The sequence below is a fragment of the Oceanobacillus sp. FSL W7-1304 genome, from assembly GCF_037969805.1.
Classification (GTDB): domain Bacteria; phylum Bacillota; class Bacilli; order Bacillales; family Amphibacillaceae; genus Oceanobacillus; species Oceanobacillus profundus.
In genome coordinates this window covers 3540251-3558880 of the sequence record NZ_CP150211.1, presented here as the reverse complement: position 1 = coordinate 3558880, position 18630 = coordinate 3540251, and the positions used below count along the sequence as shown (strand labels likewise).

Here is an 18630-nt window from a genome sequence, read left to right as displayed (position 1 = left end):
GTGTATCCTCCTCTTTAAGAAGTAATCGCTTTCTAAACTTATTATAACCCTGCCATGTACATGAATAAGTTTTTATTTTTACCAGAACTAGTGGTAATAAATGATTAATTAGATTTCACTACACAAAAAAAGAAAGCAGGCATAATAACCTACTCACTTCTCTAAAACGTCTATAAATGCATGCATGTCCTGCGCATCTGCTAATTCCTTTCCTAGCAATGGATCTTCACTGATTCCTGCAATTTGTCCAATAACTTCCCTCGTTATTTTATGATCGACATTTGCTATAGCAAGCATGAAGACAACAGATACAAATTCATTTCCCCATTCAATCGGATTCTCCAAAATAGCTACTGCAATCGCTGATTTATGAATCAGATTTGGATCAGCATGAGGGATAGCAATACCTCCGCCAATTGAAGTTGCTGATTTTCTTTCTCGAAGTAACGCATTATGCGTAAAGTTTTCCTTTACATATCCTTTTTGAATCAGTGCATTTCCAAGTAGCTCAACTACCTCATAACGATGTTCCTTGTCCACTCCAAGGAACAACAAATCTTTAGATATTAATCTTTGAAGTGAAGAGCCTCCACTTTTTACAACCTTATGATCCAGCTCATCTATAAACTGACTAAGCTTTTCCTTATCTTTTGTCTCCAAGAGAGGAGATATAATGATATAGGGCACCTCCACTTTTTCTAGTGGAACCGTAGATATAATAAAGTCTACTTGTTCTTTCTTTAAAACTTTATCTACCTCTGCTTTACTTACACAAGCGGCAATTTCTATCCCCTTATAATTTTGGGTAATCTTAGCTTCAAGTAAATGAGACATACCTACTCCCATATGGCAAACTATTAAGGTCCTCCTACGTTTACTTTTGGAACCTTCCATTCTTTCTATAGAAGCCTGAAAATGTAAAACGAGATATGCAGCCTCATCCTCTTTAATATCAAGGTTATGCGTCTGTTTTACCTCTCCTAATGTTAGAATAACCATGCTAAACATGTAGGGATACATCTTTTTAATTTCAGATAACATTGGGTTTGTAATGGGAAAACCATATCGGATGCGATTAATCACTGAATGCATATGCACAACTAAACCGCTTTCTAATACTGCATCTTTTTCAAATGGAAACAATGTTAATTTGCTTAGCTTCCTAGTAAGGCTAGATACTACCTCCAGCAAAAAGTCATCGGAACTCAATTTATCTGTCCCGCTGCTTTCTGTCACCTTACTACTTATAAGATGCCATGTAAAATAAACACGTTCATCCTCAGGGAAAGAAATCCGAAATATCGCTTCCAATTGTTCAAAAAAAGAGGCAGCATAACGATATTCTTCCTGACCAAAAACATGAACTTTTTCTTCCTTAGGAACAAGAACAGGCGATTTTTGTCTCGTACGCTTCAGCATGATGAGAGCATGTACAAGGAGACTCTCCATTGCTTCATCTGTAAAAGATAATTGATAGTTCAGCCGCAGATCACGCAACGCTTTCTTAACTGTCGCAATCTCATGAGGCAAAAATAAATCAAGGACGTAATTTCGATCGGCTGTTGAAACTAGTAGCGGCAGCCGCGATAACGCTTGGCGTTTCTGCAATTCTGTTCCCTTAATCATATGCCCAAGACCTGGTTTAGAAATCAATTTTAAATCAAAAGATGCTAACCAAAGCTCTATGTTTTCCAATTCTTTCTTTATAACAGTCTTTGCCGCATAATATTTATCTACAAAGGCTTGGATAGTAATTGGATAATTACTCGTGAGTAATTGAAAAGCAATTTCAATAATTCGTTCTCCCTTGTCTTGGAAAGGAGACGTTGATAAAAGCAAATGCAATACTTCAAGGCGTTCCGCTTCATCCATTTCGAGCGTAATGCCAACACCTGGTTTTCGCTTGATATTACCTCTTGAAATCTCCGGTAAATATAAATCAATTTGGTTTAAATCATTTCGCACTGTCTTTTCCGAACAATCCAGGCGCAAAGCAAGTTCTTGGATAAGCAGCGGGACTTGATATTCAGTTAAAAGTATTTTTAGTAGTTCTTTTTGTCGCTCATTCATCGTTTATCTACTCCTATGTATGAGTTTAGCTAATAGGTGATGGAGAAGCAATGAATATCTATCGGAAGATTTTTTCTATATTTATCGTTTAAAGTCCGAGTACCACCATAGCTAAACTCATTTGGTATTAAATTCAGCTTAATCCTATATTGAACGACTTTCCCAAATAAAAGAATGCTTAAAAAAAACTGCTACTATCCATTTGTATTACATCCGACTCAGTTAGTACTTAGTCAATTCCCCCTTGTAATAATCCAGTTTCAATGAATATCCTTTGACAGATAAACATTCTTTCAGCTATCGTTAGTACAATCAATAATGTTATGTTACACTAAACCAAATCTTCGAAATGAAAGGAGAATGTTATATGAGTAAAAAATGGTTATTAGGTTTATCCCTTGCCTTATCCGTACTTGTAATAACTGCTTGCAGTAATGGAGATGAGGCAGCTGAAGACAATAAAGAGGAAACAAACACACAAGAAGAATCTCAGGGAGACGGGGAAGGTGCTGAACAGCCCGAGATGCCTCAAGCTGACTTGGAAGGTATCCCTGAAGTAGTTGCAGAAGTAAATGGAGAAGAAATAAGCAAGGAAGAATTTGAAACTACGTACCAAGCGCAATTTCAGCAAATGGCTATGCAGTCTCAGATGACTGGACAAGAGCTTGATCAGGATCAATTAAAAAAGCAAATTGCAGAAAGTATGATTGGTTCGGAACTGCTCATACAGGAAGCGGACAACCGTGGTTTTACTGCTTCGGAGGAAGATGTCAATAAAACAGTGGATGATTTAGTAAAACAAAATGGGCTTCAATCGAAGGAAGAGTTCATGACCGCTCTTGAAGAACAAGGTCTCCCTGAAGAAGAGGTAATGACCCAGGTTGAAACGCAAGTAAAAGTGGATCAACTTATTGCAGACGAGTCTGGTGACACAAAGCCAACAGAGGAAGAATTAAAAGAAGCTTATGATCAAATGAAAACTCAACAGGAGCAAATTGGTGGAGAGGAAGCAGAAGTCCCATCTTTTGAAGAAATGAAACCTAATCTTGAAGAACAACTCAAGATGCAAAAGGAAGGCGAAGCAGCTCAAAAGCTAGTTGAGGAACTGCGGAAAAACGCAGACGTCACTGTCAATATATAATCTAATAAAACCAGGTTCCTTTTCGGACCTGGTTTTATTATGTATGTATAGCCAATGAGTAGTTATAGAGCTGCTTCCCTTTTACGCGGAAAGAATAATATAAAATAATTGGCTAACCAGGAGAAAAAAACTCGCAAATGCTAGTATGTTTCATGCGTATTTAGCGCTGGAATTGGACATCCCCATTTTTGAAAAGGAATGGTAAACAGGCAAATCCTATACTTTCCTACTTCGGAAAAGAGGTAACTATGGGATCCTTATATCAACATACATTGGACCATTTCAAGCATAAAATCGTTGTATTCCACGATGATCCCACAGGTATTCTAAATGGATAGTAAAGCCGTTTTCCCAACACGCCCTATTATTTAAAAAATTGAAATCCACATAAAACTTAAGTACAGTAAAGTTAAACGATACATTCATGGAGGTTTAATATGGACAAATTCATGGAACGAGCAATTGAACTAGCGACAGAAAATATTCAAGAGGGTGGACAGCCATTTGGTGCTGTACTCGTAAAAGAGAATAACATCATAACTGAAGGCGTAAATGAACTGCACAAAACATTTGATGTTAGTGGCCATGCAGAGTTACTTGCTATCCGACGTGCGCAAGCTAAATTACAAACGAACAATCTATCTGGTTATACGATGTACGCGAGCGGTGAACCTTGTCCAATGTGTTTAACTGCGATGTACTTTGCGGGAATCGAACAGGTATTTTATTGTGCAACCGTTGAAGAAGCGGCTGAAGTTGGGTTAGGTAAATCAAAGGAAATCTATGACGATCTTAAAAAAGCGAAAACAGAACGCACCTTATCAATGAGACGAATGCCATTGCGTGAAGGGCAAGTAGATCCAATGAAACTCTGGGAGGAGAGATAATTAGTTGAGATATCAGCTAATTCCATCTTAATACGAGTATAATTTTTGATATTTTTCCCATTTTATTGATATGAAAATCTCTAGTTCCAGATCGTAATCAGGGATCCTGTTGCTGTCTTTTTTAGAATTATGCTTGGATTCGACTTATCAAAAAGATTCTGCTCTGAACGAGGATAAACGTCCGTTCTTTCTGCCTATTTGTCAGGTTATTCAACTCTATCCAGTAAACTCGCTGTTAAAAGGTTCCCATTCGTCTTAATATTAAATAGCGAAGATCCATAAAAAGACAGTTACTCTGCCTTCTTATGGATCTTAATCTTCATTTATTCTTGACCTTATTAACATATAATCAATTAAAACCTATCTAATCTTCTCCAGAGGGAACAGGTATCGAATCGTCAGTTGCTAACGGAATACCAAATTCTGGTGTTCCATCAACTTTCCAGTAAATCTTTTGGATTCGAGTACTGCGTTGCCCTCCCCCTTCTGATTCAGGAATAGCATGGTAAACGATCCAATCTTCTGTCCCATCTGGTGACTCTACAAAACTATTATGTCCTGGTGCAAACACTTTATTTTCCAAACTTTTCTTAAAAACCGGCTGTGTTGATTTTTCCCAAGCACTTGGTTTCATAACATCTGAATTGGCAGATAGAGTTAACATTCCTAACGAATAATCATCTGACCATGTGGCACTGGCTGAGTAAACTAGGAAAACTTTAGATTTTCTTTTTAGTATGACGGGGCCTTCATTTATCGCCATACCCCCTTGCATTTCCCATTCATATTCTGGTTTCGTTAACATTACATTTTCACCAGTCAACGTCCATGGGTCAGTCATTTCAGCAATATAAAGCGCTGATCCATAAGCAGGAAAATGCCCATATCCCGCATAAACAAAATATAATTGATCCTTATATTCGAAAACTGTACCATCCAGTCCAGGGTATTCTGTATTTACATATCCGCGTTCAATCCATTGACCTGTAAAAGGATCCTCAGAGTTATTTTCCAGAACAAATATTTTACGTGATTCATCATCGCCAACTCCATCATTTGCAGTAAAATAAACGTACCATTTCCCGTTTATTCTATGAATTTCCGGTGCCCATATATTCTTGCTGTTTATCCCTGCTAATGGAGGAGTCCAGATGGTCTTACACTCTCCTTTTGAAATCCCGCTCAATGTGCGGGATTTCCATAAATCGAGCCTATTGCCTATGGTAATCATTAAATAATACATATCATTTTCTTTATAAACCCATGGGTCAGGACCGGGATCTAATAATGGATTCTTAAACGTTTTCCCCATGAAGTACTTCCTTTCGTATAGCTATTACATTTTTTGTAGCAGCATTATTAATTACAGTTAAGGATTGTTCAAGAATACCTGAACAATCCTTCTGCTTATTACTATTTAATGGAATCATTAATTTCCTTTATCTTTTTCAGTTCAATTTTTGGTGTTCGATCTTCTTTTAATAATCCATTAATCTCCTGCTGTACATCTGTTGTCTGTGTATAGCAGTATCCAGAAATATACGGAATTGATTTTATTGCATCTGTGATATTGCGGTATCTGGTTAGAAATTCCTCCTCTGTATTCACTTGATTCCCGTATCCCCAGCCGCTTTCATCATTAAAGGCAATTCCGCCATATTCTGTTATCATAACTGGCTGACCTTTATATTCATATCCTTCTGCAAATGCATACTTTCCTTTGTTATGAGGTATTTCATTATTTACTATTCTATTTTTATCTTTATAACGTTCTAAAAATGCTTCCCCAAACTCTTCATAATCATGAAGGGCAATAATATCTGAAACTGTGTGTTCCCACCCATCATTCACGATAACCGGGCGATTTGGATCAATTGCCTTTGTTAAGTAGTAAATTGATTCTGTAAATGCTTGCTGCTTTTTATCCTTTAATATATTTGGCACACCCCAGGATTCATTGAATGGCACCCATGTCACAATAGATGGATGATTATAATGCTGCTGAATGATTTCCAGCCATTCTTTCGTAAAATTATCTACTGCTTCATCAGAAAACTCATATGTAGCAGCCATTTCAGACCATACAAGCAATCCCTTTTTATCGCACCAATATAAGAAGCGTTCATCTTCAAGCTTTTGATGTTTGCGTACGCCGTTAAAGCCCATCTGAATTGTCTTCTCAATATCCTCCAGCATTGCTTCATCGGATGGAGGTGTAAGCATCGTATCTGTCCAGTATCCTTGATCCAATAGTAATTTTTGGTATATTGGTACATTATTAAGAAGTACTTGACCATCTTTAATAGAAATTTTTCGCATGCCGAAATATGAATTTACTTCATCTACCAATCTGCCATTTTCATAGAGTCTAAATGTAACATCATATAAATTCGGCTGTTGCGGTGACCAATGCATTACTTTCCATTCATGTATCTCAGAAAGAAGATCCACTGCAAAACTCATTTTTGAACGATCTGGTGTTATCGAAAATTGCTTAACTCTTTCACCCGAAAAGCTGATTATTGTTTCCACATACCAATCCTCATTAAATGAACCATTCAATGTATAGTCAAAATTAACAGAATGTGTATCCACATCAGGAGTAATTTTTACATTATCAATACTAGCTTCCTCCAGGAATTCCAGCCAAACACTTTGCCAAATCCCTGTAGTCTGTACATACCAGCATCCGAAGTTTTCGTCTTTCCACCGCTGTTTTCCTCTTGGCTGATAGCAGCTCATACTGTCTTCCGCTTTAACAACAAGTTCATTCTTTTCATTATAATCAATCGCATCCGTAATATCGAAATTAAAAGAAGAATTACCACCAACATGATTTCCGATATATTTACCGTTTATCCATACCTTTGTTACATAATCCGATGCTTGAAATCTCAAAATTACCCGTTTTCCTATTTCTTCCTCTGGGATTTCAAACGTTCTTTGATACCAAACATAGGGATGAAAAGCTTCTTCTCCAATTCCGCTCGCTTTTGTTTCATACGTAAACGGTACTTGAATATCTGTTGTAAAGCTTGGCTCATTCGACCATTGCTGTTTCTCGCCAATATTTTTGTCATCAAATGCAAATTTCCATGTTCCATTCAGATTTAACCATGAATCTCTTTGAAATTGCGGACGTGGATATTCTGTCCTCTGATATGTTGCAGTTGTTTGTGTCATTTATATTCTCCTATTCTATGATTTAATATTGTTTTGATTGATAGCGTTTACCTAAAAGTTAATTCTCCAATTTAACGCGGGGGTATACATCGGTCTTCTCAGCCCATTCTTTCCAAGTTGCTTTCATCTTTTCCACGAGCTCGGGATAGTCATTCGCTACATTATTCATCTCTGTCCGGTCGTTATTCATGTTGAATAGCTCCCATTCTCTTTCTTTTATTTTCACAAGTTTCCACTCTCCCTGGCGAATTGCACAATGTTCTTCATGTTCAAAACACAATGTTCGGGTATCTGTTGTCTCTCCCTTGAAAACAGGCAGTAAACTTTCCCCTTCCATCGGCGGTATCTTATTTCCTTGATACTCATCTGGATACTGTGATCCGGTAATATCAACAAAAGTTGCCATAAAGTCAATAAAGTGACCTGGACGATGATCAATCTCGCCGTTTCGCTCAACCTCTGCTGGCCAGTGAACAATCAATGGCGTACTAATTCCCCCTTCATGGGAATAGTGCTTATACATTCGAAGCGGTGTACTGCATGCATTTGCCCAGCCAGACCCGTAGCTGTGATAGGTTTCTGGACCTCCCATGCATTCCAAGTCTTCTTTTCGGTGCAAAATGTTTGAAGTTGTTTGCCAGTCATCAAATCCCCAAGGATCCCATTCCGCGCATGCCCCATTATCCGAGCAAAACAGTATCAGCGTATTTTCAAGTTCATTATGTTCTCGAAGGTTTTCAATCACCCTGCCGACATTCTGGTCCATACGGTCAACCATGGCGGCATAAATCGCCATTCTTCTTACTAGATCTTTTTTACGGTCTGGATCAATCGTTTCCCAAGCTGGATTGACACCGCTAATATTTCGATCCCGATCCCAATATTCTGACCGTGGTGGCAGCTGCATCTCTTCATCCACCTCTTGCAGCTGTTTCATTCGCACCAATCGTTCTTCCCGTATTTTATCCCAGCCTTTTTCATATAATTTCTCATACTTCTTAATATCTTCTTTCGGTGCCTGAAGCGGAAAATGTGGTGCATTATATGCCAAGTACAGAAAATAAGGCTGTTCCTCACTGCGGGATTCCTCTATAAAATCTAATGCGTGATCTGTAATCGCATCTGTAGCATAAAATTCTCCCTCGGTATAACTTCTTTGCGGTCGATCCTCAGGCAAGCGAACATAGTTCTTCTTGTCCCAAAAACTTGCAAAACCTCCCAATAAGCCATAAAAGTCATCAAACCCGCGTTCAATTGGCATATGTTTCCCAACATGCCACTTTCCAGATAAATAGGTGTGATAGCCACCTTCTCTTAACACTTCAGCAAGGGTGACAGATTGTTCTTTCAAATATCCGCGGTATCCTGGTGTTTCCCGATCCTCATCCATTAACCCTATACCAGCCTGATGTGGATATAATCCGGTTAAAAGAGAAGCTCGGCTCGGACAGCAGCGTGCTGAATTATAAAATTGAGTGAAGCGTAACCCATCCTTCGCCAGCTGATCCAGATTTGGTGTATTAATTTCACCCCCATAGCAGCCTAAATCAGAATATCCCAGGTCATCTGTCAAAATCAGTAATATATTTGGCTTGCTTTTTACCATTCCTACCCCTCCAAGTTTGAGGATTGTCACACTGTCTAAATAACCCTCAATTCTTTAATTCATTAAATCACTTGCTATCAAATTCTACTAATCTACCAGCCTTTAGTTATTTCTTTCACTAATCACAATCCCTTTACGAGATTATAAATATTAACTAACACAATAATTAAAATTGTGAAGTTAAAAACGCCCCAAATTGCCTTACTCGAAACCTTAAACAATAAAATATTTCCAATTAATCCTCCAGCAACACCTCCGATAATCATAAATGGAAGCATAGACAGGTCCATCCCCTGATATCTGGTAGTGAATGCTACCAATAATAACGATGCCAGCTGTGAAAAAAATATAATGAACGTCGAATTAATGACAACTTCCTTGCCAGTCATGGAAAATAATAAAACCAATACAGCTACGTTTAAAGGACCGCCTCCGATTCCTAGAAATGCTGAGAGCAAACCCAATATTAGCCCTGTTGAAAAGATAATGGCTTTATTTGCTATCAGATAACTTGGTGTATGGCTATTCCATTTGAAGGATGCATAGATAATAATCAACAGAAAAGCAAGTAACCCCGATTGTATGGCTCCTACAATATCAGCTAACTTCAGGTTAACTACGTAAAAATTAAATACTCCTTTACCAATTAGACCACCCACTATCGATCCAACAGCAATCAGTGAGCTAACCTTGAAATCTATCTTTACTTTGGTTGTTTTTATTCTTACCAGTGTTACAGTGGACATTGCCATAACGGTAGACGCGGATAAGACTCCGATTGTTTCCAAATCAAAATGCCCAACAAAATCTAGAACCGGCTTGATAATTATTCCTCCACCTAAGCCAGCCATTGCACCAATTACGGAGGAAATAAATCCAATTAAAAAGTATAGAATAATTATTTATATCATCTCCGTTTGGTAGAACAATCCTATTCAATCATTTTCTAAGACGAACCTCTCTCAGTTAGGGATTATTCTCTTGAGACCTTTCTTTGTCTATTTCACACATCACTTACACAGCGAAAACCTATATTCCCTGAAGAGCTGTCCATCGTATTTGAACTCCTTGCAGCTACACGATAGCGATTACAATAAGATTTATGACATAGATAAGATCCACCACGCATGCTCTTCTGTGTTGAATGTTCCATGTCTTTATTAAACCAATCCGAGCACCATTCCCATACATTTCCGGACATATTATAAAGTCCATAATTATTTGGCGGAAATGACTTTGCTGGGGCTGTCCCTAAATAACCATCTTCTTTTGAATTATATTGTGGAAACTTTCCCTGCCAAATATTGCAGTAATGATTTTCATCTGGAGTCAGCTCATCTCCCCATGGATATTTCTTCTGTTCAAGCCCTCCGCGAGCAGCAAATTCCCATTCAATCTCTGTCGGCAGACGCTTTCCTGCCCATTCGCAAAAGGTATTGGCATCATGCCAGGATACATGTAATACAGGATGATCCAACCGCTGCTCAATCGTTGATCCGCTCCCTTCAGGCTGATACCAAAAAGCATCTCTCACCGCATACCACCAAGGCACGTTCTGTAATTGCTTTTCATTATTCAACTGTTCAAGCGTTAAAAATTCATGAAATACAAAGGACCAGCCAAACTTTTCTGCCACTGTCTGATAATTCGTCTCTTCAACGAACTGTTTAAATTCTTTGTTCGTAACAGTGTGATTATCGATATAGAACGGTTCTACCTTTACATTTCTTACTGGACCTTCTCTGTCAGAGGGGAAGCCTTCCTCATCATCCGTTCCCATCAAAAAATCACCACCGGATATATACACCATTTTGTCTTTAAATCTGATCTTTCCTCCCCAATAATCAGAGGGGGCTATGCTATGATTAGTTTGAGAAATATCTGTTCTGCTTACAGAGCAACATGAACAGGTTTTATTCGTATTCACTCGAATCTGTTCCCCCTTTAATTAAGTGGATTTGTGGGAAATAAGATTTTCTCGACTACCAAAAACCACTGCCTCATTCATCCTTGCTTTCAAAAGAGTCTATTAAGCTTGCAGCATCCGCGTTTAATTCTTCATATACACGTCCAGGTACATCAGCTTTATTTTTCTCCAGGTGCTTCAGAAAATCATTCAGATGTTTACTAGCCTTGTGCAGATCGCCCTTATCCTTATGATGCTGTGATTGCTTTAGTTTGTTATGCAGTTTCATATATAATGAATGACTGATATTACCTGTATCCCTGTTTAATTCGATTGACTTCTGTAAAGAATCCAGACTTGGCTCAATAGGCTTCACAAGGAAATTATCAAATTCAGCATTACTGAAATGACTTCTTACCCCGACACTACCATGAGAGAATGCTGTAACACTGTTATCGGTATAATCAATTTTTGGATTGTCCATATCTCCAACATATACTTTTATGTTCGCATCCTTCACAACTACTTTCATATGCTGCCATTCATCTTCTAACTCTGTCATTTCTGTACCTGCTAAATACTCCCAATTGTAATTTTGCTTTCCAAGATGGACGCCTTCTTCGTTCAAATATGCAACATAGCCCTGCATAAAATCAGGATTATTCTGTGCTCGTTCCATCCCATTTGCTGGATTATTTACTCGAAAGATAAGCCCGCCATCTCCAATTCCATCAACAAGTTTAATATCTGCTTCTACACTATAATTCTTCCAATCTTTTTCACCAATTACGGACTTCCCAAAAGTTCCAACGCTAGAAGTATAGGTTCCATCAGTTTCAATTTCTTCTTCTTCTTCTTCTTCAGTATTCTCATAGAATTCTATACTATGAAAATCAAATTCACCATTTACTGTTTCCACCGTAATTGAATGGTTACCAGCAGGAAGGGAGACGTTTTCCTTCACAACATCGGACCAATTATCCCATCCCCCTGTACGAGGAACATTGATAACTCCAGTAAGGTCTATCTCGTCATTAAGCCACAACCTTACCTGACCACCTTCCAAGTCCGTTGTTACACTCATTTTCATGTTTAAGTTACCACTCTCAGCCATGTTTACATTATATTTATACCATTCCCCTGTCTGATTCCAGCCAATATTATACGTCCCATCTGGATGATTCCTGATGTCGACACCATCCTGTCTGTACACACGTCCAATATTTTCAGGGTTATTATCATGATAAGCAATGCCTTCTCCACCTGTTATATAATCAACTGCCATCACCTTTCCTGGGAGACTTTTATATTCATCAAAGGTATGAAATATCATTTTTGAGAAATCAAACTCTCCTTGAACTGCCTCAACTTTGAGCGTATGCTTACCTTTTGGTAAATGGATGTCTTTTAATGTAATTGTTTCCCAATTATTCTTATCACCAGTGTTTGGAATATCCATAACATCAATCAAATCTGTATCATTCAATACTAGTTTTAACTGAGCATTATCCTGTATGGACGCAACAGCTAAATCAATACCATACTCACCCTCTTCGGCTATATCAACGTCATAGTTGAGCCATTCTTCTGCTTCAAAGCTTTCAACGGCAAATCCATCATCAGGAGTCGAACGAATGTCAACGCCATCATCGCGATACTCTCCACCACTATTTTCTTCCGTTTTATCATGATAAGCTATTCCTTCTCCACCAAGATTATAGTCTTCAGCCTCTATTAATCCAGGCAATGGCTTATGAATATCAAAGGAGCTGAAACTAAATCTTGAGAAATCAAACTCTCCATTAACAATCTCGACTGTGATTGTATGTTCCCCTTCTGGTAAGGTTATACCTTCTTTCGTTACAGGGGTCCAGTTATTCCACCCCCCTGTACTTGGAACATCAATCACTCCTGTTAAATCCGTTTCATCATCCAGCCACAACCTTACTTTCGCATCAGTAAATGTGGTTGAAGCATCTAGTCTTAAGTTATACAGCCCCGTTTCCTTTACATTTACATTGTATTTCAACCATTCACCCGTCTGATTCCATCCAACAGCAGTACCACCCTGAGGCTTATTCCGAATATCAACGGAATCCCCTCTTAGGACACCACCTATATTTTCAGGTGTTGTGTCATGATAGGCTACTCCTTCTCCACCAGAGTTGTAATAAGCGGCTTCTATTACTCCAGGCAATGGCTTATAATTATCAAAAACACTTGGTTCATCTGTATTTGTATCCACCTTCCAGAAACCATCATGTGGTGTCCATCCGTCATCATTACCATCATTAAAGTCATCAAAAAGCACAGATTCAACTTTGTGTTTACTAACTTTCATACTTGCAAAATCAAATTCTCCTTGGACAACTTCCACTTTTATTGTGTGATTACCTTCTGGCAAAGTAATCCCATCAATGGATAAGTTTTCCCATTGATTGCCGTCTCCTGTATTTGGTACATCAACGACACCTGATAAATCCGTCTCATCATCTAACCGTAGCCTGACTTGAGCATTCTTGTCAGATGCTACCCTCAAACTGACATCGTATTTTCCACTATCTTGTATATTGGCATTATATTTCAGCCATTCACCTTCCTGAAAAGAACTTATTTTAAAACCGCCTTCAGAATTAGCTTCAATGTCAACAGCATCCCGTCTGTACTCCTCATTAATTTCATTTGTACTTTCACGGAACCCTTTTCCATCACCACCAGAATTATAATGTACGGCTTCAATAGACCCTGGTAACGGTTTATATGCATCAAATGCATTACTACCGTCTACCTTATTACTCGAAGCAATAAAACCAAATTCTGCATGAACATCGGAAGTGGTATAACCAATTTTTCCACCGTTCAGTCCATCTATTTCCCTAGTCTGTTTTAGCATTCCATCAACATATATGTTAAATTCTCTGTTTGACTTTTCCACTCTTACTTGGTGAAGATTAGAGTAATCATAATCAGACGGAAGTTCAGAAGCCTCCCATTCTTGATCAACTCCATCCACCCGGAAAAATGTTTCCAGTCTATTTTTATCAGGGCTTAATACAGCTAATCCATAGTTATCTTCATCTTTATATGAAAATACAGCACCAAATCTTGGATTGGAACTCGAACCTTGTTCCTTCTTTTTCATGTTAAATTCTGCAGTATAGTTATCATTTGTCTCGTTTTTTGTAACCTGACGATGCCAATTTGTATCACCAAGGGATTCCTGCTCTAACCAATCATTTGAAATACTCCAGTTCCCTCCATTTACCGCTATCCAATCATTACCTACTTCATTACGCTTAAAGCGATCACTGAAATCCGGCATATCGGGATTTTGCTGTTTAAACGTTGTAGGTCCGAGTAATAGCATCTTATCACCGTTCCAAACGATTCTATCAAGGTTCGTTTCACGGCCTGGATTTGCATGACTATGATATACCATGTAATGTGTGTCAAGATCAGGTCCACGGACGATCGAATTATGACCAAGTCCAACATGGGAACCTTCTGTGTTAATTAATATAGGATTTTGTTTTGTTTCATTTGTAAATCCTTCTGTAGGTGAATTACTGCTACCATAATCAACCCGATACGCTTTATTCCAAATATGATTTCCCGTATAGGTCATAAAGTACTTTCCATTTCTTTTCAACAGTGTTGAACCCTCAGTCCAACCATCCATTGATGCTCCTGTATTTATAGCCTCTCCAAATGTATATGGGTCGTCCATAGGTCTTGCCATAATACTGTTGGTGCCAGTACTATAAAAATACCACTGGCCATCATCATCAATAAAAACACTTCCATCTATTCCCATCCCTAGATTGTCCGTCTGCTTAACAAATGGTCCAAGTGGACTAGAACTTTTATAAACGTAATGACCATTTCCACCTGGTGATGTATACATATAGAAAGCACCATTCCAATACGTTACCTCTGGTGCATATGCCGCTTTCGTACTAGGCTCTTCTGTAACTAGCCCACCATAATCCCAATCAATTAAATCCGTTGACGTCCAAACCTTCACTCCACTTTTATCATCCACAGTACTGACATAAAGATAATAGATGCCATTGTACTTTAAAATATATGGATCACCTTCCCCATAAAAATCCCCATGGTCCCACATCCAGGAATCAGGTATATCCAAGGGGTTACTGTATGAAAAAGACGGTTGCGGAGCACTCAACATAACGGCAAATACAGTTGCAAATAACAGTAAAATCAATTTTTTCATAGAAAGTTTCTCCTTATTCTAATAATGGATTCTATCTATGTTACGTTCTTTAAATGTAAGCAATTGCATAACTAAGTAAGCTCAACGTTTCTTAGCCAGTTTCTCTTTGTCTTAACCTTTAAGTCCTGTAAAGCTGATTCCTTTAATAATTTGTTTTTGAAAGATTAAGAACACGATAATAACTGGTATCGATGCAATAGCATTGGCTGTCATTGGCAGTACATAGGCTTGCGAATAGCTGGAATTAAATACTGGCAGACCTACTGGCAATGTATAGAGCTCCTCAGATAATATGGACAGGTATGGCCACAAGAAATTATTCCATGACCCAATAAATGTAAAGATAGCTATTGCGGCTAAAGCTGGTTTAGCTAGAGGTAAAGCGATTTTGTAAAACAGTTTAATATTTGAACATCCATCCATTTTTGCACTTTCGAATAATTCCTTTGGTATTCCATCAAAGAAGCTTTTTAATATGATGACACCTAATGGTGAAGCAATCATCGGTAAAATAAGCCCTGCATAGCTATCAATCAAGTTTAAACTTTTTGCTGTTTCATATAGCGGAATAATCGTTGCTTCTCCAGGTATCATTAAACCTACCAAGAAGAATATAAAAATAGTTCTTTTGAAACGAAATTTCATTTGAGATATTGCAAACGAAGCTAATGATGTCACAATTAACGTTAAAATCGTTGTAATCAGCGCGACGATAAAACTATTAAACGTCCAGCGAAGTATTAACGTGTCAGAAATTATATTCGTGTAGTTCGAGAATGTAAATGGTGGCAAAAACCATTCGATTGGATTAGTTGTGCTGTATCCATCTGGTTTCAAGGAAACAAAGATCATCCAAATGATCGGCAGAATGAACAGAACAGATACTGCAATCGCTACCGTAACTTTAACCGGATGAAAAGGATCGCGACTCCTGTTTAATGCTGCGGATCTTTTCTTTTTACTTTTCGGTCCTTCTCCATTTCTTTTCTCGACTGGTTTTTGTTCCGCTATATTTGGGATTGGATTAGGTTGTCCCATTTTAACTTTCCCCCGTTCTCTGTGGCCTTAGCTGGATTATCGACAAAATTAATAGAATAAAGAATAATGCAAAGGACATTGTAGCAGCATATCCTAAATTATTTTGTGTAAAGCCAGTTTCATAGATATATTGAATGAGAGGTCTAGTCGCACCACCTGGTCCACCGCCAGTGATTAGCATAATTTGTGCAAACACTTTAAATGAGGCAAGAACCTGCAGCAGCAAAATGACTTTGGAAATCGGCTTAAGCTGCGGCAATGTAATGTACCAAAACTGCTGCCAGCGGGTTGCCCCATCTATTTCACTTGCCTCGTATAATGATTCGGGTATGTCCTGTAGTGCGACAAGAAATAGAATCATATTCGTTCCTACCGTCCACCATAAGGTAACAACTACAATCGTAATCCAAGCAAGATATTTATCAGCCAGCCAAAAAGGCTCCCCTTCGATTCCTATGCTATGAAGAATGGTATTAACGAATCCGTTATATGGTTGCAGCATAAAAATTGCTAGAAAGGAAATAACGGCAACGGATAAGATACTTGGGATAAAATAAGCTCCCCTGAAAAAGGTCTGAATCTTCGTATTTAAGTTAGCGAGTAATGCCAGTCCTAGTGCAAGCACCATCATTGTTGGTGTTGTTAAAATAACAAACAGCGTTGTATTTCCAAGACTTCTCCAGAAATAAGAATCACTGAACATGACCTTAAAGTTTTCCAACCCAATAAAGTCCAATTTTCCAATTAATGACCAATCATAGAAGCTCATTTCCAGCCCTTTAATAACGGGAAAAATAGTAAAGATCATGTATACGATAAAAAAGGGAATTAGAAAGGGCACTGCCTTCATATCCTGTAACCATGACTTGTTTTTCATAAAATACCCCTTTTCTATTAAAAGTCAGAAGCTCCTAAAGTATATTAGGAGCTTAGACAGTTCAAATTATCCTCCTATTAACGCCTTTACTTCTTGTTCAATCAATTCAAATGCCTTCTCAGGAGATTCCTCATCTGTCCAGATCAGATCAAGATTGCGAATAAGTATATCCTGGATACCACGTGCATGTACGGTTTGATCTGGAAAATTAACATAGTTTGCTACTTCTGCGTAATCACTCCGATATGGAAGTTCCGCATATTCTTCTGATTCAACAACCGTTGTCTTTGCTGGAATATGTCCTGCTTCTGCCCAAACTACACCTTTATCTGTAGCGTAGTTCATAAATTCAATCGCAGCTTTTTGAACTTCCGGTTCCGCATCTTGACTAGCAGGGATTACGAAGGTGTGCGAATTGCCGAATGCAGCCTCTTTGCCAAATATATTTGGTGCAGGTATTGCTGTAAATTCTAATCCTTCCGTTGCTTCCCAAGTACCAGTTGCCCACACCCCAGTGGACATAGTTGCTGCATTGCCAGATTGGAAATCAGCATAGAAATCCGCTAAATTCAATGGAATAACTTCATGCTCGTACCATAAATCATGCATATAGTTTGCAGCTTCAATTGCTTTATCAACATCAAGTACATATTCAGGATTTTCTAAATCATCCGTTACAATATTTTCTCCACCTAATTGACTATAAAAGGAAAACCATAACCGATAGGAGTCTACACCAGCAGTAGAAAATGCCATCGGAAATTTATCTTTCGGTAATTCTTCTTTAAGCGTTGTCAAGAATTCAACAAACCCTTCTGGTGTCTGTTCCATTTTTACACTGCCATCTTCATTCAGAAGTCCTGCGTCACCGGCAAGCTGATTATTCACGAAAAAGATATGTGGATGTGTGTCGATTGGTATAGCAAAGTGCTGCCCATCAAAAACTGTCGAATCCAGAACGTTTGGATTGAATTCATCCCAGTTAACGCCAACTTCTTCACCATATGTGTCTAATTCCTGCACTAGTCCCTGATTAACCAATTCCGGAAGTACATTCGAATGGGAAATAGCCAAGTCCGGTCCTTTACCTGCGGAGACACTCGTGATCAATTTTGTATAATACTCTTCAAATTCTTGTTGAATATTGTTTATGAAAATCTCATCCTGACTTGCGTTAAATTCGTCAACAATTTCTTTCATAAACGCTGCATCCCCACCACCAAATAAGTTCCACATAACAACCTCTGTAGCACCCTCCGGCACCTTAACTTTCCCACCAGCATCATCTGAACCGCCACTGCATGCTGCAAGTGTGATGGCAGTAATAATTATTCCGATAAGCAACATTAACTTCTTTTTCATCATTGAACCTCCCCTTTATATTTAAGAATTGCAAATGAATAGATACTAACTTTTAGCTGCCTCCTTTCATCGATTACGGTTTTAATGTAAAGTTAAAACACGGCTCATGAATTCGCTTTCAAACAAAAGCAAAAAAATAAGAAACCGCCTAAGAAAAATACTATTATTGCATTAATTAAATTAATTAACTAACATAATAATAAACTCGATCTTTTCACTTGTCAATATCAATTATTCGAATAAACTCAAAATTAATTTATTAAGAATAATGTCTTAATATGTTGCTTATTGGTTTATAATATTCAAGATTCAGATAAGATCTATTA

The 18630-nt window shown here is 38.1% G+C and carries 12 protein-coding genes; 2 read left to right on the top strand and 10 right to left on the bottom strand.

Going from position 1 to position 18630, the window contains the following annotated elements; translation table 11 throughout:
- Positions 1 to 153: 153 nt before the first annotated feature.
- Positions 154 to 2070 carry a BglG family transcription antiterminator gene (locus NYE61_RS17630; RefSeq protein ID WP_303450578.1) on the bottom strand — a complete coding sequence of 639 codons (1917 nt, stop codon included), beginning with the start codon at positions 2068 to 2070 and terminating at the stop codon, positions 154 to 156.
- 367 nt (positions 2071 to 2437) lie between these two features.
- Between NYE61_RS17630 and NYE61_RS17625 the strand changes: the two genes are divergently transcribed.
- The gene (locus NYE61_RS17625) at positions 2438 to 3211 is read left to right on the top strand and encodes a SurA N-terminal domain-containing protein (protein ID WP_303450581.1); all 774 of its coding nucleotides are present in this window, start codon (positions 2438 to 2440) and stop codon (positions 3209 to 3211) included.
- Between the two features lie 437 nt (positions 3212 to 3648).
- Positions 3649 to 4098 carry a nucleoside deaminase gene (locus tag NYE61_RS17620; protein WP_303450584.1) on the top strand — a complete coding sequence of 150 codons (450 nt, stop codon included), beginning with the start codon at positions 3649 to 3651 and terminating at the stop codon, positions 4096 to 4098.
- A gap of 364 nt (positions 4099 to 4462) precedes the next feature.
- On the opposite strand, the gene NYE61_RS17615 is transcribed toward NYE61_RS17620, so the two are convergent.
- The 9 genes from NYE61_RS17615 to NYE61_RS17575 form a co-directional block, all read right to left on the bottom strand.
- Positions 4463 to 5410, bottom strand: coding sequence for a glycoside hydrolase family 43 protein (locus tag NYE61_RS17615; protein ID WP_303450589.1), 948 nt, complete (start codon positions 5408 to 5410; stop codon positions 4463 to 4465).
- 101 nt (positions 5411 to 5511) lie between these two features.
- Positions 5512 to 7281 (bottom strand): sugar-binding domain-containing protein, encoded by a 1770-nt coding sequence (locus NYE61_RS17610; protein WP_303450592.1) that lies wholly within the window; start codon positions 7279 to 7281, stop codon positions 5512 to 5514.
- Positions 7282 to 7339: 58 nt separating this feature from the next.
- Positions 7340 to 8887 carry an arylsulfatase gene (locus NYE61_RS17605; RefSeq protein WP_303450595.1) on the bottom strand — a complete coding sequence of 516 codons (1548 nt, stop codon included), beginning with the start codon at positions 8885 to 8887 and terminating at the stop codon, positions 7340 to 7342.
- Positions 8888 to 9009: 122 nt separating this feature from the next.
- Positions 9010 to 9768, bottom strand: a complete 759-nt coding sequence (locus NYE61_RS17600; protein ID WP_339317511.1) for a sulfite exporter TauE/SafE family protein — start codon at positions 9766 to 9768, stop codon at positions 9010 to 9012.
- A gap of 122 nt (positions 9769 to 9890) precedes the next feature.
- Positions 9891 to 10766: a formylglycine-generating enzyme family protein gene (locus NYE61_RS17595; protein ID WP_303450672.1), complete on the bottom strand. Its 876-nt coding sequence runs from the start codon at positions 10764 to 10766 to the stop codon at positions 9891 to 9893.
- Between the two features lie 121 nt (positions 10767 to 10887).
- A complete protein-coding gene (locus NYE61_RS17590; protein WP_339316139.1) occupies positions 10888 to 15027 on the bottom strand; it encodes a carbohydrate-binding protein in 4140 nt (1379 codons plus the stop codon).
- Between the two features lie 111 nt (positions 15028 to 15138).
- A complete protein-coding gene (locus NYE61_RS17585) occupies positions 15139 to 16065 on the bottom strand; it encodes a carbohydrate ABC transporter permease (RefSeq protein WP_095308252.1) in 927 nt (308 codons plus the stop codon).
- Position 16066: 1 nt separating this feature from the next.
- Positions 16067 to 16942 (bottom strand): sugar ABC transporter permease, encoded by an 876-nt coding sequence (locus tag NYE61_RS17580; protein ID WP_095308251.1) that lies wholly within the window; start codon positions 16940 to 16942, stop codon positions 16067 to 16069.
- A gap of 66 nt (positions 16943 to 17008) precedes the next feature.
- On the bottom strand, positions 17009 to 18304 hold the full coding sequence (locus tag NYE61_RS17575; RefSeq protein ID WP_095308248.1) for an extracellular solute-binding protein: 1296 nt from the start codon (positions 18302 to 18304) through the stop codon (positions 17009 to 17011).
- Between the last annotated feature and the right edge of the window lie 326 nt (positions 18305 to 18630).

Excerpts from the sequence above, each read along its gene's own strand:
- NYE61_RS17630 (WP_303450578.1), bottom strand. The coding sequence starts at position 2,070 with ATGAATGAGCGACAAAAAGAACTACTAAAAATACTTTTAACTGAATAT.
- NYE61_RS17585 (WP_095308252.1), bottom strand. The coding sequence starts at position 16,065 with ATGGGACAACCTAATCCAATCCCAAATATAGCGGAACAAAAACCAGTC.
- NYE61_RS17620 (WP_303450584.1), top strand. The coding sequence starts at position 3,649 with ATGGACAAATTCATGGAACGAGCAATTGAACTAGCGACAGAAAATATT.
- NYE61_RS17580 (WP_095308251.1), bottom strand. The coding sequence starts at position 16,942 with ATGAAAAACAAGTCATGGTTACAGGATATGAAGGCAGTGCCCTTTCTA.
- NYE61_RS17625 (WP_303450581.1), top strand. The coding sequence starts at position 2,438 with ATGAGTAAAAAATGGTTATTAGGTTTATCCCTTGCCTTATCCGTACTT.
- NYE61_RS17605 (WP_303450595.1), bottom strand. The coding sequence starts at position 8,887 with ATGGTAAAAAGCAAGCCAAATATATTACTGATTTTGACAGATGACCTG.
- NYE61_RS17615 (WP_303450589.1), bottom strand. The coding sequence starts at position 5,410 with ATGGGGAAAACGTTTAAGAATCCATTATTAGATCCCGGTCCTGACCCA.
- NYE61_RS17610 (WP_303450592.1), bottom strand. The coding sequence starts at position 7,281 with ATGACACAAACAACTGCAACATATCAGAGGACAGAATATCCACGTCCG.
- NYE61_RS17575 (WP_095308248.1), bottom strand. The coding sequence starts at position 18,304 with ATGAAAAAGAAGTTAATGTTGCTTATCGGAATAATTATTACTGCCATC.
- NYE61_RS17590 (WP_339316139.1), bottom strand. The coding sequence starts at position 15,027 with ATGAAAAAATTGATTTTACTGTTATTTGCAACTGTATTTGCCGTTATG.